Origin of the sequence: Streptomyces sp. RG80 (genome assembly GCF_040446465.1) — a bacterium.
Classification (GTDB): domain Bacteria; phylum Actinomycetota; class Actinomycetes; order Streptomycetales; family Streptomycetaceae; genus Streptomyces.
Genome location: NZ_JBEAAJ010000012.1, coordinates 232,499 through 247,629, shown reverse-complemented (window position 1 = coordinate 247,629; position 15,131 = coordinate 232,499). Strand labels below are relative to the sequence as shown.

Here is a 15,131-nt window from a genome sequence, read left to right as displayed (position 1 = left end):
CCCAACCTTCGTCCCTCAGAGGGACCACTTGCCGCGAGGCGAGCATGGCGGGTCGGTGTCATTGATCTTGTGGGAGGCCCACGTCACCGGAAAAGTGACGTGGGCCTCTTTCGTTGTGAACAAAACGTTCGCAATCCAGCGCGGCTAACGCCTACCCGTCGGTAGGTGCGACGATCGGACGGCATCCAGCGCACACGTGAAAGCAGAGGAAGTCGGCCATGGCAACGGCGCCCAGCGTCTCCTACTCGATGACGGTCCGGCTGGAGGTGCCCGCGAGCGGAACCGCAGTCTCGCAGCTCACCACCGCCGTGGAGTCCTCCGGAGGCTCGGTGACCGGCCTCGACGTCACCGCCTCCGGTCACGAGAAGCTCCGTATCGACGTCACCATCGCGGCCACGTCGACCGCGCACGCCGACGAGATCGTCGAGGAGCTGCGCGGCATCGAGGGCGTCACCCTCGGCAAGGTCTCCGACCGTACGTTCCTGATGCACCTCGGCGGCAAGATCGAGATGCAGTCCAAGCACCCCATCCGCAACCGTGACGACCTCTCCATGGTCTACACGCCGGGTGTGGCCCGGGTCTGCATGGCGATCGCCGAGAACCCCGAGGACGCCCGCCGACTGACCATCAAGCGCAACACCGTTGCGGTCGTGACGGACGGCTCCGCCGTCCTCGGCCTCGGCAACATCGGCCCGATGGCCGCCATGCCGGTCATGGAGGGCAAGGCGGCCCTCTTCAAGCGCTTCGCCGACATCGACGCCTGGCCGATCTGCCTGGACACCCAGGACACCGACGAGATCGTCCAGATCGTCAAGGCGATCGCCCCCGGCTTCGCCGGCATCAACCTCGAGGACATCTCCGCGCCCCGCTGCTTCGAGATCGAGGCGCGGCTCCGCGAGGCCCTCGACATCCCCGTCTTCCACGACGACCAGCACGGCACCGCGATCGTCGTCCTGGCCGCTCTGAAGAACGCGCTGCGGGTCACCGGCAAGGCGATCGAGAACATTCGCGTCGTCATGTCCGGTGCGGGCGCGGCCGGTACGGCCATCCTCAAGCTGCTGATCGCCGCCGGTGTGAAGAACGCCGTCGTCGCCGACATCCACGGTGTCGTGCACGCGGGGCGCGAGGACCTGGTGTCCGCCGCCGCGGACTCGCCGCTGCGCTGGATCGCCGACAACACCAACCCCGAGGGCCTGACGGGCACGCTGAAGGAGGCCGTGCGCGGCGCGGACGTCTTCATCGGCGTCTCCGCCCCGAACGTCCTCGACGGCGACGACGTGGCCGCGATGGCCGAGGGCGCCATCGTGTTCGCGCTCGCGAACCCCGACCCCGAGGTCGACCCGGCGGTCGCCCGCCAGACGGCGGCTGTCGTGGCCACCGGCCGCTCCGACTTCCCGAACCAGATCAACAACGTGCTGGTCTTCCCGGGTGTCTTCCGGGGTTTGCTGGACGCACAGTCCCGCACGGTCAACACGGACATGATGCTGGCCGCCGCGACCGCCCTGTCGGACGTGGTGACCGAGGACGAGCTGAACCCGAACTACATCATCCCGAGCGTCTTCAACGACAAGGTCGCGGGCGCGGTCGCGGGAGCGGTGCGCGAGGCGGCGAAGGCGGCTTCGGCCTCGTAGGGCGGTTGCGCACAGTCTGTGAGGATCGCCACGGCAAGGCCTTGCATCGGCGCGTCGTGGAACCCGGGCCCGCTGGACGACGTTTATCGTGTCGGCCAGGCTCGGGACCTCTCTTCGTGTGACACCCAAGGGTGTTCTCACGACTCCAGCGGGTGCCGGATTGGCTTTCCCGCAGCAGGTAGGGGCAGGATGCGTCCCTGGGCGCGAGCGCATCGGCTTCGCTGTGCCTCGCGCGGATTGGCCGCGTGGCACACCCCAACGGCAAGAAGAACACGGGAGTAACAACATGAACCGCAGTGAGCTGGTGGCCGCCCTGGCCGACCGCGCCGAGGTGACCCGCAAGGACGCCGACGCCGTGCTGGCCGCGTTCGCCGAGACCGTCGGCGAGATCGTCGCCAAGGGCGACGAGAAGGTCACCATCCCCGGCTTCCTGACCTTCGAGCGCACCCACCGTGCCGCTCGCACCGCGCGCAACCCGCAGACCGGTGACCCGATCCAGATCCCCGCGGGCTACAGCGTGAAGGTCTCCGCGGGCTCGAAGCTCAAGGAAGCCGCCAAGGGTAAGTAAGCGCTCCGCTACGAGCGCCGGGTAACTGCGGGCCGTCCTTCGGCTGACGGTATCGCCGTGGCTGGTCGCGCAGTTCCCCGCGCCCCTGCAGGGGCGCTCAGCACAACGCCGATGGGGCGGTCACCCGGACTCGGGTGACCGCCCCATCGGCGTTGTGTGAGAGGGGCTATCCGAGGGCCTTGCCCGGCAACTCCACCTTCGCGCCCAGCTCTACCAACTTCTCCATGAAGTTCTCGTAGCCGCGGTTGATGAGGTCGATGCCGTGGACGCGGGACGTGCCCTGGGCGGCCAGGGCCGCGATCAGGTACGAGAAGCCGCCGCGGAGGTCGGGGATGACCAGGTCGGCGCCCTGGAGCTTCGTGGGGCCCGACACGACGGCCGAGTGGAGGAAGTTGCGCTGGCCGAAGCGGCAGTCGCTGCCGCCCAGGCACTCGCGGTACAGCTGGATGTGAGCACCCATCTGGTTCAGCGCGGAGGTGAAGCCGAGGCGGGACTCGTAGACCGTCTCGTGGATGATCGACAGGCCCGTGGCCTGGGTGAGCGCCACCACCAGCGGCTGCTGCCAGTCCGTCTGGAAGCCCGGGTGGACGTCGGTCTCGAGCGCGATGGACTTCAACTGGCCACCGGGGTGCCAGAAGCGGATGCCCTCGTCTTCGATCTCGAAGGCCCCGCCCACCTTCCGGTAGGTGTTGAGGAACGTCATCATCGAGCGCTGCTGGGCGCCGCGGACGTAGATGTTGCCCTCGGTCGCCAGCGCGGCCGAAGCCCAGGAGGCGGCCTCCAGACGGTCCGGGAGCGCCGCGTGGTTGTAGCCGCCGAGCGAGTCCACACCGGTGACGCGGATCGTGCGGTCGGTGTCCATCGCGATGATGGCGCCCATCTTCTGCAGCACGCAGATGAGGTCCTCGATCTCGGGCTCCACCGCGGCGTTGGAGAGTTCGGTGACGCCCTCCGCCAGCACCGCCGTCAGCAGCACCTGCTCGGTCGCGCCGACCGACGGGTACGGCAGCCGGATCTTCGTACCGCGCAGCCGCCGCGGCGCCTCCAGGTACTGACCGTCCGCGCGCTTCTCGATCGTCGCGCCGAACTGGCGCAGCACCTCGAAGTGGAAGTCGATCGGCCGGCCACCGATGTCGCAGCCGCCGAGACCGGGGATGAAGGCATGCCCGAGGCGGTGCAGCAGCGGACCGCAGAGCAGGATCGGGATCCGGCTCGAACCCGCGTGGGCATCGATGTCAGCGACGTTCGCGCTCTCGACGTGCGTCGGGTCCATCACCAGTTCGCCCGGCTCCTCACCCGGACGGACCGTCACCCCGTGCAGTTGCAGCAGACCGCGTACGACTCGCACGTCACGGATGTCCGGAACGTTGCGCAGTCGACTCGGCCCACTGCCCAGCAGGGCGGCGACCATGGCCTTCGGTACGAGGTTCTTCGCACCGCGGACACGGATCTCGCCCTCCAGCGGGGTTCCGCCGTGGACGAGCAGTACGTCGTCATTGCCGTTGACGGTCATGTATCTCGCGTTCCGATGAGTGGGGCAGGGGCCAGAAGGGAAAGGGTAATCGCCGCCTACCCCCCTTCCGTAAGCCCAAGTGCCGCCCAGACACGTCATAGCTGTGTCACAACACGAACCGTTGAGGGGCGGGCACATGGGGTCACCGGGGCCGGATCGCGTGGAGGGGCGCACGGTTGCGCCCACCCGTCTCCCACCACCACCCTCAAACGAGGCCCTGACGGGCCGCTTCTTCTGATTCACAGCCGCATTCCCCGTCGTACAGGCATTGCCTCCCCATGCGCGGGGAAGATGCGGGATCATGTCTGGCATGACCGAGGTGTCCTCGCTCACAGGGCGGTTGCTCGTGGCAACGCCCGCCCTGGCGGACCCGAACTTCGACCGTGCGGTGGTGCTCCTTCTCGACCACGACGAGGAGGGCTCCCTCGGTGTCGTCCTCAACCGGCCCACCCCGGTGGACGTCGGGGACATCCTGGAGGGCTGGGCGGACCTCGCCGGCGAGCCCGGTGTCGTCTTCCAGGGCGGCCCGGTCTCCCTGGACTCCGCGCTCGGCGTCGCCGTCATCCCGGGCGGCGCGTCCGGCGAGCGGGCCCCGCTGGGCTGGCGGCGGGTGCACGGCGCGATCGGTCTGGTCGACCTGGAGGCCCCGCCGGAACTCCTCGCCTCGGCCCTGGGCTCCCTGCGGATCTTCGCCGGGTACGCCGGATGGGGGCCCGGCCAGCTGGAGGACGAGCTCGTCGAGGGCGCCTGGTACGTCGTCGAGTCCGAACCCGGCGACGTCTCCTCCCCGTGCCCGGAGCGGCTCTGGCGCGAGGTCCTGCGCCGCCAGCGCAACGAGCTCGCGATGGTGGCCACGTACCCGGACGACCCTTCGCTCAACTGATGGGTGTGACCTTCAGTACCCTTGGCCTTTATGAGCACTCTTGAGCCCGAGCGCGGGACTGGTACGGGGACCCTCGTAGAGCCGACGCCACAGGTGTCCCACGGCGACGGCGACCACGAGCGCTTCGCCCACTACGTCCAGAAGGACAAGATCATGGCGAGCGCCCTCGACGGCACCCCCGTCGTGGCGCTGTGCGGCAAGGTGTGGGTGCCGGGCCGCGACCCGAAGAAGTACCCCGTGTGTCCCATGTGCAAGGAGATCTACGAGTCCATGGGTGCCGGCGGGGACGGCGACGGCAAGGGCGGCGGCGACAAGTAGGCCCGCTGCCGGGCTCGCCGCCCGACTGAGCTTTGTGAGGCCCCCGGGGCGCGTTTCGGCGCGCTCCGGGGGCCTTCGCATGTCACGAAGTGGTTGAGACCTCTTGTGGGCATGTTCATGTAGTCCCTAGCCTCCGTTGTGCAGAGCGAAACTATCATTGCACATGTTGCAACGCACGCATGCTCGGAGGCCCACTCCATGAAGCTCGCCCCCCGCCTGGCCGTCCTGCTCACGGCCATCGTCGTCACCGCCTGCGCACCCCAGACCTCCACCAACTCCTCCTCCGACAAGGACGAGAAGACCGGCACCCTGCGCGTCTGGCTCTTCCAGGAGGTCGGCAACAAGCCCAAGGAGAAGGTCGTCGACTCCGTCGTCGCCGCCTTCGAGAAGGCCCACGACGACACGAAGGTCGACGTCGAGTACATCCCGGTCGACACCCGCGCCCAGCGCGTCAAGGCCGCCTTCAACGACCCCGACTCCGCGCCCGACGTCATGGAGTACGGCAACACCGACACCGCCGGCTATGTGAAGGACGGCGGACTCCTCGACGTCACCAAGGAGTTCGGCGCCTGGACCGAGGCGAAGGACACCGACCCGACCGCGAGACAGTCGGTCACGGTCGACGGCAAGGTCTACGGCGCGCCCTTCTACGTCGGCGTACGCGCCCTGTACTACCGGATTGACGTCTTCGAGGAACTCGGCCTGGAAGTGCCCCGGTCGATGACCGAGCTGGCTGCGGCGGCTCGCGAGATCCGGGCCGCGAAGCCCGAGCTGTACGGCCTGGTCGTCGGCGGCGCCTACACCTACGGCGCGATGCCGTTCGTGTGGGCCAACGGGGGTGAGCTCGCCACGGGGGATGGCGGCTCGTACACCTCCGCGATCGACAGCGCGGCCGCCCGCAAGGGCATCAAGGCCTATACGTCCCTCTTCTCCGACGACAACTGTCCCGCCGCCAAGTGCGCGGGCTTCGGCGGCAACGACACGATCACCGCGTTCGCGGCGGGCAAGGCGGGCATGGCGATCGGCGGCGACTTCAGCCACGCGGCGGTCGAGGCGGGGAAGGTCAAGGGCAAGTACGCGGTCGTCCCGCTGCCCGGGGTCGCGCCCGGGTCGATCGCTCCCGCCTTCGCCGGCGGCAACAACATCGGCGTGCTGAAGAGCACGTCGCATCGGACGCTGGCCGTGGACTTCATGGAGCGGCTCGCCTCGAAGAAGACGCAGACCTCGATGTTCGACGCGATGGGGTTCCTGCCGACCTTCTCCGACGTGCGGCAGCGGGTCGCGGCGGAGAAGCCGTACGTGAAGCCGTTCGTGGAGACGCTGGGGGCGGGGACGAAGTTCGTGCCGGCGTCGCCGGGGTGGTCGCAGATCGACTCTTCGCTGGTGCTGCCGACGATGTTGCAGGAGGTCATCAGCGGTAAGAGCAGTGTGGCTGCGGCTTCGAGGGACGCGGCGAAGAAGATGGACGAGGCGTTTGGCTCCGCGGGGTGAGGGCGCCTACTGGGGTGGGGGGTGCGGAGCGTGCGCGGCTGCCTGTCCGCCGTGGCTTGTCGCGCAGTTCCCCGCGCCCCTTGGGGAGTCGACCCGCGCGGAGTCAAAAGGCGCCCTGGCTCTATCTCGCCCCCGCACTCGTCGTTCTCGGCGGGTTGCTCCTCTACCCCATCTATCAGCTCGGGCTCATCTCCCTCTTCAAGTACACCCAAGCTCAGGTCAGCGGCGGCGAACCCACCACCTTCGAGGGGTTCGGGAACTACGCGACGCTCTTCTCGGACTCGCAGTTCTGGCAAGTGCTGCTCGCCACCGTCGTCTTCGCGGCGGCCTGTGTCGTGTCGACCCTCGCTGTCGGGTGTGCTCTTGCCGTGCTGCTCACCCGTGTGCGGGCCGTGCCGCGGCTGGCGTTGATGCTGGCCGCGCTCGGGGCGTGGGCGACGCCGGCCGTCACCGGGTCGACGGTGTGGCTGTTTCTGTTCGACGCGGACTTCGGGCCGGTGAACCGGGTCCTCGGGCTCGGTGACTACTCGTGGACGTACGGGCGGTTCAGCGCCTTCCTTCTCGTGCTGCTCGAAGTGGTGTGGTGCTCCTTCCCGTTCGTGATGGTCACGGTGTACGCCGGTATCCGGTCCGTGCCGGGCGAGGTGCTGGAGGCCGCCGCGCTCGACGGGGCCTCGCAGTGGCGGACCTGGCGGTCCGTGCTGGCGCCGATGCTGCGGCCGATCCTGGTGGTCGTCACCATCCAGTCGGTGATCTGGGACTTCAAGGTCTTCACGCAGATCTACGTCATGACCAACGGCGGCGGCATCGCGGGCCAGAACCTCGTCCTGAACGTCTACGCCTACCAGCAGGTGTTCGCCTCCTCGCAGTACGGCCTCGGCTCGGCGATCGGCGTCGTGATGCTGCTGATCCTGCTCGCTGTGACGCTGATGTACCTGCGGCTGCTCCGGAGACAGGGGGAGGAACTGTGAATCTTGTACGGGCCCGGGTGCGGCCTTTTGTGAGGCGTCCGTGGCGGTTGGCGGCGGAGGGGTCCGCGCTGCTGATCGCTCTGGTCGTCGCGTTCCCCCTCTACTGGATGGTGCTGAGCGCCTTCAAACCGGCCGGGGAGATCGAGTCCAGCGAGCCACGGCCCTGGACGCTTTCACCCTCGCTGGATTCCTTCCGGCGCGTGTTCGGGCAGCAGGATTTCGGTCGGTATTTCGTCAACAGCCTTGTCGTGGCGTGCAGTGTGGTGATCGTCTCCGCGTTGATCGCGTTTCTCGCCGCCACCGCCGTGACGCGATTCCGGTTCCGCTTCCGGACCACCTTGCTGATCATGTTTCTGGTGGCCCAGATGGTGCCGGTGGAGGCCCTGACGATCCCCTTGTTCTTCCAGATGCGGGACTTCGGTCTGCTGAACTCCCTGGGTTCGCTGATCCTGCCGCACATCGCCTTCTCGCTGCCCTTCGCGATCTGGATGCTGCGGGGGTTCGTGAAAGCGGTGCCTCAGGCGCTGGAGGAGGCCGCGTACATCGACGGGGCGAGCCGGGCGCGATTCCTGTGGCAGATCCTTTTCCCGCTCGTGTTCCCGGGGTTGGTGGCCACGAGCGTGTTCTCCTTCATCTCGGCCTGGAACGACTTCCTGTTCGCCAAGTCGTTCATCATCAGCGACACGTCCCAGTCGACGCTGCCGATGGCCCTGCTGGTGTTCTACAAGCCGGACGAGCCGGACTGGGGCGGTGTGATGGCCGCGTCGACGGTCATGACGATTCCGGTGCTGGTGTTCTTCGTACTCGTACAGCGACGGCTGGTCTCGGGGCTGGGCGGAGCGGTTAAGGACTGACATGACTTCTCCGACGGATCTGATTCCCGCGCCCCGCGCCATCGAGGGGCCGATGCGCTGCGGTGTCCCGCTGGACAAGGGCACCACCCTGTGGGCCGGACCGGGCACCGGCACCACGGAGCGTTGGCTGCGCTCCACGCTCGGTCCGGCGCTGGGCCTGCCGCTGCGGCCGGGGTCGAAGGACGCCCGTGACTCCGTACGGCTGTGCGTCGACGACAGCCTGGAGCCGGAGGCGTACAAGCTGTCCGTCATCGCCAACTGGGGCGTCGAGATCCGGGGCGGCGACGCGGCCGGCGTCTTCTGGGGTGCCCAGACGCTGCGTCAGCTCCTCGGCCCCGAAGCCTTCCGCAAGGCCCCCGTGCGACCGGACATCGAGCGCGGAATCCCGCATCAGATCATCGAGGACGCCCCCCGCTTCCGCTGGCGCGGCCTCATGCTCGACGTCTCCCGGCACTTCATGCCCAAGGACGGCGTGCTGCGCTACCTCGACCTGATGGCCGCCCACAAACTCAACGTCTTCCACTTCCACTTGACGGACGACCAGGGCTGGCGGATCGAGATCGAGAGGTACCCCCGGCTGACCGAGGTCGGATCATGGCGGGCGCGTACGAAATTCGGCCATCGGGCCTCTCCGTTGTGGGAGGAGAAGCCGCACGGTGGCTACTACACGCAGGACGACATCAGGGAGATCGTGGCCTACGCCGCCGAGCGGCATATCACGGTCGTCCCCGAAATCGACGTACCCGGACACTCGCAGGCCGCCATCGCCGCGTACCCGGAACTCGGCAACACCGATGTCATCGACACGACCTCCCTCTCCGTCTGGGACACCTGGGGTATCTCCGAGAACGTACTCGCCCCCACTGACAACACCCTGCGCTTCTACGAAGGCGTCTTCGAGGAACTGCTGGAGCTGTTCCCGGGGGAGTTCATTCATGTCGGCGGCGACGAATGCCTCAAGGACCAGTGGCGGGCCTCGCCCACCGCGCAGGCCCGAATCGGGGAACTCGGGGTGGGTGACGAGGACGGGCTCCAGGCGTGGTTCATCGGTCACTTCGACCGGTGGCTCACCGCGCGCGGGCGCAGGCTCATCGGCTGGGACGAGATCCTGGAGGGCGGCCTCGCACCGGGCGCCGCGGTGTCCTCCTGGCGCGGGTACGCGGGTGGTGTGACCGCCGCGCGGGCCGGTCACGACGTCGTCATGTGCCCTGAACAGCAGGTGTACTTGGACCATCGTCAGCACGAAGGCGCGGACGAGCCGGTCCCCATCGGGTACGTCCGCACCCTGGAGGACGTGTACCGCTTCGAACCCGTTCCACCGGAGCTGACTCCGGCGCAGGCGGCACATGTGCTCGGGACGCAGGCCAACCTGTGGACCGAGGTGATGGAGGACCACGCGCGCGTGGACTACCAGGCGTTCCCCCGGCTTTCGGCCTTCGCCGAGGTCGCCTGGAGCGACCTGCCCGCCCCGGCCGAGCGGGACTTCGCCGACTTCGAGCGGCGAATGACACGGCACTACGAGCGACTTGACGCCCTGGGGGTCTCCTACCGGCCGCCCACCGGCCCGTTGCCCTGGCAGCAGCGGCCGGGTGTGCTCGGCAGGCCGATCGAGGGAGCGCCCCCCAACAGGTAGCGGAACTCCCGAACAGGTAGGGGAAAACAGTCGTAAGCATCACCGAAGAGTGTCAATCCGTACGCATCGGTGATGCCGTACGAAAACGGACCATCTCCCCGATGACGTGGGCGAATGCCTCCTAGCGGACCCCTGTCTTCGGCCCCGGCGAAGATGTGCCAGAGTTGCCACGTCCGCCCTGTCAGCACGTACCGTACGGCAGCAACAGGCGGGACCAGCTGGGACCAGGTGGGGCAGCGGGAAGGGGCAGCCGGTTTGACCACGCACGCACCGCAGGCGGCGCAGGCCGTCACGCTGCCCACGACGCTGGACGAGGCGGTGGCGGCCCTCACCGCCATGCCCGCCGCCGTGCCCGTCGCGGGTGGCACCGACCTCATGGCCGCCGTCAACTCCGGCCAGCTCAGGCCCGCCGCCCTGGTGGGCCTCGGCCGCATCAGCGAGATCCGCGGCTGGCAGTACCAGGACGGGCACGCGCTGCTCGGCGCCGGACTCACGCACGCGCGCATGGGCCGCCCCGACTTCGCCGCCCTCATCCCCGCGCTCGCCGCCTCGGCACGCGCCGCGGGCCCGCCGCAGATCCGCAACGCGGGCACCCTGGGCGGCAACATCGCCACGGCCGCCCCCACCGGGGACGCCCTTCCGGTGCTGGCCGCCCTGGAGGCGACGCTGATCATCGCGGGCTCGGGCGGAGCCCGCCGGGAGATCCCGGTGTCGCACCTGCTGGCCGGCATGGAGATGCTGCGCGCCGGCGAACTCATCGGCTTCGTGCGTGTGCCGCTGCTGCACGCCCCGCAGGTCTTCCTCAAGGCCACCGGCCGCACCGGCCCCGGACGCGCGCTGGCCTCCGTCGCGCTCGTCCTGGACCCCGCCCGGCGCGGAGTCAGGTGCGCCGTCGGAGCCATAGCGCCGATGCCGCTCAGGCCCCTGGATGCCGAGCAGTGGGTCGGCCGGCTGATCGACTGGGACAACAACCGCGCGCTGGTCCCGGAGGCGCTGCACGCCTTCGGCGAGTACGTCGCCGCGGCCTGCATCCCCGACCCGGTGCCCGCCGCGGACGGCACCGTGGAGCAGCTTCCGCCCGCCGTACTGCACCTGCGGCGCACCGTCGCCGCGCTGGCCCGACGAGCACTGGGGAGGGCGCTGTCGTGACCGACGACCGGCACGGAGAGGGCACGCCCCCGGGCGGCGGACGGTGGGACCCGCTGCCCCAGGGCGACTACGACGACGGTGCCACCGCCTTCGTGAAACTCCCCGAGGGCGGCATCGAGGCCCTGCTGGCCGCCTCCGACACTCCGCTGGCCGCGCGCGGCCACGGGTACGTGCCGCCGCAGATAGAGGTCGCCCCCGGCACAGCCGCCGACGCCGACCCGGCGGCCACCGGCACCTGGGCGGTGCCCGCGGACGGCACCCAGTGGCCCGACCCGAACGCCGTGCCGCAGGGCGCAGGCGACGACCGGTTCACGTACAACCCCGGGGCGACCGGGCAGTGGAACTTCGGGGAACACACGGAGGCCGCCGCCGAGGCCGCTTCCGCGCCGGGTCACGATGTGACCGGGCAGTGGTCGATCCCCGTCGCCGGTGGTGATCTTCCGGACGAATCGGGCGAGTTCACCACGTCGTCGCTGGTCGAGCAGTGGGGCGGCACACCCCCGGCCACGCTGCCCGGCGGCGCGCCCGCGCCCTGGGCCACGCAGCCGGGGCACACGCAGGCGGGGCAGCCCTGGGGGACGCAGACTCCGGACACCGGACAGGAACACGGCGGCCCGGCCGGTGACGGCCACGCGCACGTACCCGCCGACGACGGCCACGCGCACGTGCCGACCGCCGCGCACACCGGCGGCCCCGCGGTCGCCGACGCCCCGGACCGGCCCGCACCCGACGACGCCCACGCACACGTGTCGGCGGACCCCGGGCACGACCCGTCCCAGCCGCACGGCCACACCCCCGCCGAGCCGCACGCGGACGCCTCCGCCCCGGACGTCTCACAGCCCCCTCACGGGCCCGGTGAGGCCGCGGCGGCGGCCGATGCGCCCGAGGACGCCCAAGAGGCCCCGGAGACCGCCGAGACGGCCCCCGAGCCGCACGCGGAGCACGCTCCGGCGGACGACGACGGCGAAGCCGGGCCGGACGCCACACAAGAGTCAGCCGCCGACCCCGAGGCCGCCGACGAGGCAGCCGTCCCCTCCCAGGACGAGCACGCCCCCGCGCACCCCGGCGAGGAACACCCCCTCGCCTCCTACGTCCTGCGCGTCAACGGCGTCGAACGCCCCGTCTCCGACGCCTGGATCGGCGAGTCGCTGCTCTACGTCCTGCGCGAGCGCCTCGGCCTCGCGGGCGCCAAGGACGGCTGCTCCCAGGGCGAGTGCGGCGCCTGCAACGTCCAGGTGGACGGACGGCTCGTCGCCTCCTGCCTGGTCCCCGCCGTCACCGCCGCCGGCAGCGAGGTCCGTACCGTCGAGGGCCTCGCCGAGGACGGCCGGCCCTCCGACGTGCAGCGCGCGCTCGCCCGGTGCGGCGCCGTGCAGTGCGGGTTCTGCGTGCCCGGCATGGCGATGACCGTGCACGACCTGCTGGAGGGCAACCCGGCGCCCACCGAGCTGGAGACCCGCCAGGCGCTGTGCGGCAACCTGTGCCGCTGCTCCGGCTACCGGGGCGTCGTGGACGCCGTCCAGGAGGTCGTCGCGGAGCGCGAGGCACACGCCGCGGCGGACGCCGAGTCGGACGGCGACGAGCCACGTATCCCTCACCAGGCGGGCCCCGGAGCCGGCGGGGTCAACCCGTCGGCCTTCGAGCCGCCGCATGACCAGGCGTACGGACCGGACGGAGGCCAGGCGTGAGCAACGAAGCCGCCACCGCGACCACCCCCGCGGAGGCAGCCCCCGCCCCCGAACCGATCCCGCACGGCCTCGGCGTGTCGCTGCCGGCCGCCGACTCCCGGGCCAAGACCGAGGGCACCTTCCCGTACGCGGCCGACCTGTGGGCCGAGGGACTGCTGTGGGCGGCCGTACTGCGCTCCCCGCACGCGCACGCGCGCATCGTGTCCATCGACACCTCCCACGCGCGCGAGATGCCCGGCGTACGCGCCGTCGTCACCCACGAGGACGTGCCCGGCAGCCCGGTGTACGGCCGCGGCAAGGCCGACCGCCCGGTCTTCGCCTCCGAGGTCGTACGCCACCACGGCGAGCCCATCGCCGCCGTCGCCGCCGACCACCCCGACACCGCGCGGATGGCCGCCGCGGCCGTCATCGTCGAGTACGAGGTGCTCGACCCGGTGACCGACCCCGAGCAGGCCTTCGAGGCCGAGCCGCTGCACGCCGACGGCAACCTGATCCGGCACATCCCGCTGCACCACGGCGACCCGTCGGCGACCGGCGAGATCGTCGTCGAGGGCCAGTACCGCATCGGCCGCCAGGACCCGGCCCCCATCGGCGCCGAGGCCGGGCTCGCCGTGCCGCGCCCCGACGGCGGCGTCGAGCTGTACCTGGCCTCCACCGACCCGCACACCGACCGGGACACCGCCGCCGCCTGCTACGGCCTGGAACCCGAGCGCGTCAAGATCGTCGTCACCGGCGTCCCCGGCGCCACCGCAGACCGCGAGGACCAGGGCATCCAGCTCCCGCTCGGCCTGCTGGCGCTCAAGACGGGCTGCCCGGTGAAACTCACCGCCACGCGCGAGGAGTCCTTCCTCGGCCACGCGCACCGCCACCCGACGCTGCTCAGGTACCGCCACCACGCCGACGCCGAGGGCCGACTGGTGAAGGTCGAGGCGCAGATCCTGCTCGACGCGGGCGCCTACGCCGACACCTCCGCCGAGGCCCTCGCCGCCGCCGTGGGCTTCGCCTGCGGCCCGTACGTCGTCCCGAACGCCTTCATCGAGGGCTGGGCCGTCCGCACCAACAACCCGCCCTCCGGCCATGTCCGCGGCGAGGGCGCCATGCAGGTCTGCGCCGCCTACGAGGCGCAGATGGACAAGGTCGCCAAGAAGCTCGGCGTCGACCCGGCGGAGCTCCGTCTGCGCAACGCGCTCGCGACGGGTGACGTCCTGCCGACCGGCCAGACGGTCACCTGCCCCGCGCCCGTGGCGGAGTTGTTGCAGGCCGTACGGGACTTCCCGCTGCCCGCGCTGCCCAAGGACACCCCCGAGGACGAGTGGCTGCTGCCCGGCGGCCCCGAGGGCGCGGGCGAACCCGGCGCGATCCGCCGCGGGGTGGGCTACGGCCTCGGCATGGTGCACATGCTCGGAGCGGAGGGCGCCGACGAGGTCTCCACGGCCACGGTCAAGGTCCACGACGGCGTGGCCACGGTCCTGTGCGCGGCCGTCGAGACCGGGCAGGGCTTCACCACGCTGGCCCGCCAGATCGTCCAGGAGACCCTCGGCATCGACGAGGTGCACGTCGCGCCCGTGGACACCGACCAGCCCCCGGCCGGCGCGGGCTGCCGCGGCCGCCACACCTGGGTCTCCGGCGGCGCGGTGGAACGGGCCGCGAAGATGGTGCGGACGCAACTCCTCCAGCCCCTGGCGCACAAGTTCGGGATGTCCACCGAGCTGCTCCAGATCACCGACGGCAAGATCACCTCGTACGACGGTGTCCTGTCGACCACCGTCACCGAGGCGATGGACGGCAAGGAGCTGTGGGCGACGGCCCAGTGCCGCCCGCACCCCACCGAGCCGCTGAACGAGTCCGGCCAGGGCGACGCCTTCGTGGGCATGGCCTTCTGCGCGATCCGCGCGGTGGTGGACGTCGACATCGAACTCGGCTCGGTCCGGGTCGTCGAACTCGCCGTCGCCCAGGACGTGGGCCGGATCCTGAACCCCGCCCAGCTGGCGGCCCGCATCGAGGCCGGCTGCACCCAGGGCGTGGGCATAGCGCTGACGGAGAACCTGCGCACCGCGCGCGGGCTGATCCGCCACCCCGACCTCACGGGGTACGCGCTGCCGACGTCCCTGGACGCGCCGGACATCCGGATCGTGAAGCTCGTCGAGGAACGGGACGTGATCGCGCCCTTCGGCGCGAAGGCGGTCAGCGCGGTGCCGGTGGTGACGTCCCCGGCGGCCGTCGCCTCCGCCGTCCGCGCCGCCACCGGACGCCCCGTCAACCGGCTGCCGATCCGACCGCAGGCCGCGGTGGTGACGGCACAGTGAGCGCGCAGGACCCACAGCGCTACGAACCGCCGCCCAGCGTCGGGAAGTTGCTGCTGTGGATCCTGGTGTTCGCACTGGCGGCGACCGTGGTCGTGCTCGGCGGCATCTACTTGACGTGACACGCGA

General features: G+C 70.6%; 13 protein-coding genes. 12 read left to right on the top strand and 1 reads right to left on the bottom strand.

Annotated features, from left to right (window positions below; translation table 11 throughout):
* Window positions 1-218 precede the first annotated feature (218 nt).
* Window positions 219-1,631: an NAD-dependent malic enzyme gene (locus ABKA17_RS37550; protein WP_353696851.1), complete on the top strand. Its 1,413-nt coding sequence runs from the start codon at window positions 219-221 to the stop codon at window positions 1,629-1,631.
* A gap of 286 nt (window positions 1,632-1,917) precedes the next feature.
* A complete protein-coding gene (locus ABKA17_RS37545; RefSeq protein ID WP_007382399.1) occupies window positions 1,918-2,199 on the top strand; it encodes an HU family DNA-binding protein in 282 nt (93 codons plus the stop codon).
* A 166-nt stretch (window positions 2,200-2,365) separates the two neighbouring features.
* Here the strand turns inward: ABKA17_RS37545 and murA are convergent, their stop codons facing one another.
* Window positions 2,366-3,712 carry a UDP-N-acetylglucosamine 1-carboxyvinyltransferase gene (gene murA / locus ABKA17_RS37540; protein ID WP_353696850.1) on the bottom strand — a complete coding sequence of 449 codons (1,347 nt, stop codon included), beginning with the start codon at window positions 3,710-3,712 and terminating at the stop codon, window positions 2,366-2,368.
* Window positions 3,713-4,022: 310 nt separating this feature from the next.
* Here murA and ABKA17_RS37535 point away from each other — a divergent pair, with 310 nt between their 5' ends.
* From ABKA17_RS37535 to ABKA17_RS37490, 10 genes are all read left to right on the top strand, one after another.
* Window positions 4,023-4,595, top strand: a complete 573-nt coding sequence (locus ABKA17_RS37535) for a YqgE/AlgH family protein (protein WP_353696849.1) — start codon at window positions 4,023-4,025, stop codon at window positions 4,593-4,595.
* Between the two features lie 30 nt (window positions 4,596-4,625).
* Complete coding sequence (locus tag ABKA17_RS37530) at window positions 4,626-4,913, top strand: DUF3039 domain-containing protein (protein WP_079309856.1); 288 nt, start codon at window positions 4,626-4,628, stop codon at window positions 4,911-4,913.
* Window positions 4,914-5,111: 198 nt separating this feature from the next.
* Window positions 5,112-6,404 (top strand): extracellular solute-binding protein, encoded by a 1,293-nt coding sequence (locus ABKA17_RS37525; RefSeq protein ID WP_353696848.1) that lies wholly within the window; start codon window positions 5,112-5,114, stop codon window positions 6,402-6,404.
* A gap of 80 nt (window positions 6,405-6,484) precedes the next feature.
* Window positions 6,485-7,375, top strand: coding sequence for a carbohydrate ABC transporter permease (locus ABKA17_RS37520; RefSeq protein WP_502994510.1), 891 nt, complete (start codon window positions 6,485-6,487; stop codon window positions 7,373-7,375).
* A 29-nt stretch (window positions 7,376-7,404) separates the two neighbouring features.
* The gene (locus ABKA17_RS37515) at window positions 7,405-8,229 is read left to right on the top strand and encodes a carbohydrate ABC transporter permease (RefSeq protein WP_502994509.1); all 825 of its coding nucleotides are present in this window, start codon (window positions 7,405-7,407) and stop codon (window positions 8,227-8,229) included.
* Between the two features lies 1 nt (window position 8,230).
* On the top strand, window positions 8,231-9,862 hold the full coding sequence (locus ABKA17_RS37510) for a beta-N-acetylhexosaminidase (protein WP_353696845.1): 1,632 nt from the start codon (window positions 8,231-8,233) through the stop codon (window positions 9,860-9,862).
* Window positions 9,863-10,117: 255 nt separating this feature from the next.
* The gene (locus ABKA17_RS37505; protein ID WP_353696844.1) at window positions 10,118-11,011 is read left to right on the top strand and encodes an FAD binding domain-containing protein; all 894 of its coding nucleotides are present in this window, start codon (window positions 10,118-10,120) and stop codon (window positions 11,009-11,011) included.
* Complete coding sequence (locus tag ABKA17_RS37500; protein ID WP_353696843.1) at window positions 11,008-12,699, top strand: 2Fe-2S iron-sulfur cluster-binding protein; 1,692 nt, start codon at window positions 11,008-11,010, stop codon at window positions 12,697-12,699. The genes ABKA17_RS37505 and ABKA17_RS37500 overlap by 4 nt, the downstream gene beginning before the upstream one ends.
* Window positions 12,696-15,005, top strand: coding sequence for a xanthine dehydrogenase family protein molybdopterin-binding subunit (locus ABKA17_RS37495; RefSeq protein ID WP_353696842.1), 2,310 nt, complete (start codon window positions 12,696-12,698; stop codon window positions 15,003-15,005). The genes ABKA17_RS37500 and ABKA17_RS37495 overlap by 4 nt, the downstream gene beginning before the upstream one ends.
* Window positions 15,002-15,124 carry a hypothetical protein gene (locus ABKA17_RS37490; protein WP_353696841.1) on the top strand — a complete coding sequence of 41 codons (123 nt, stop codon included), beginning with the start codon at window positions 15,002-15,004 and terminating at the stop codon, window positions 15,122-15,124. Before ABKA17_RS37495 ends, ABKA17_RS37490 begins: the two co-directional genes overlap by 4 nt.
* The last annotated feature ends 7 nt before the right edge of the window (window positions 15,125-15,131 follow it).

What these genes read in the sequence shown, in the direction of transcription:
- ABKA17_RS37510 (WP_353696845.1), top strand. Translation starts at nt 8,231, where the DNA reads ATGACTTCTCCGACGGATCTGATTCCCGCGCCCCGCGCCATCGAGGGG.
- murA (WP_353696850.1), bottom strand. Translation starts at nt 3,712, where the DNA reads ATGACCGTCAACGGCAATGACGACGTACTGCTCGTCCACGGCGGAACC.
- ABKA17_RS37535 (WP_353696849.1), top strand. Translation starts at nt 4,023, where the DNA reads ATGACCGAGGTGTCCTCGCTCACAGGGCGGTTGCTCGTGGCAACGCCC.
- ABKA17_RS37530 (WP_079309856.1), top strand. Translation starts at nt 4,626, where the DNA reads ATGAGCACTCTTGAGCCCGAGCGCGGGACTGGTACGGGGACCCTCGTA.
- ABKA17_RS37550 (WP_353696851.1), top strand. Translation starts at nt 219, where the DNA reads ATGGCAACGGCGCCCAGCGTCTCCTACTCGATGACGGTCCGGCTGGAG.
- ABKA17_RS37525 (WP_353696848.1), top strand. Translation starts at nt 5,112, where the DNA reads ATGAAGCTCGCCCCCCGCCTGGCCGTCCTGCTCACGGCCATCGTCGTC.
- ABKA17_RS37545 (WP_007382399.1), top strand. Translation starts at nt 1,918, where the DNA reads ATGAACCGCAGTGAGCTGGTGGCCGCCCTGGCCGACCGCGCCGAGGTG.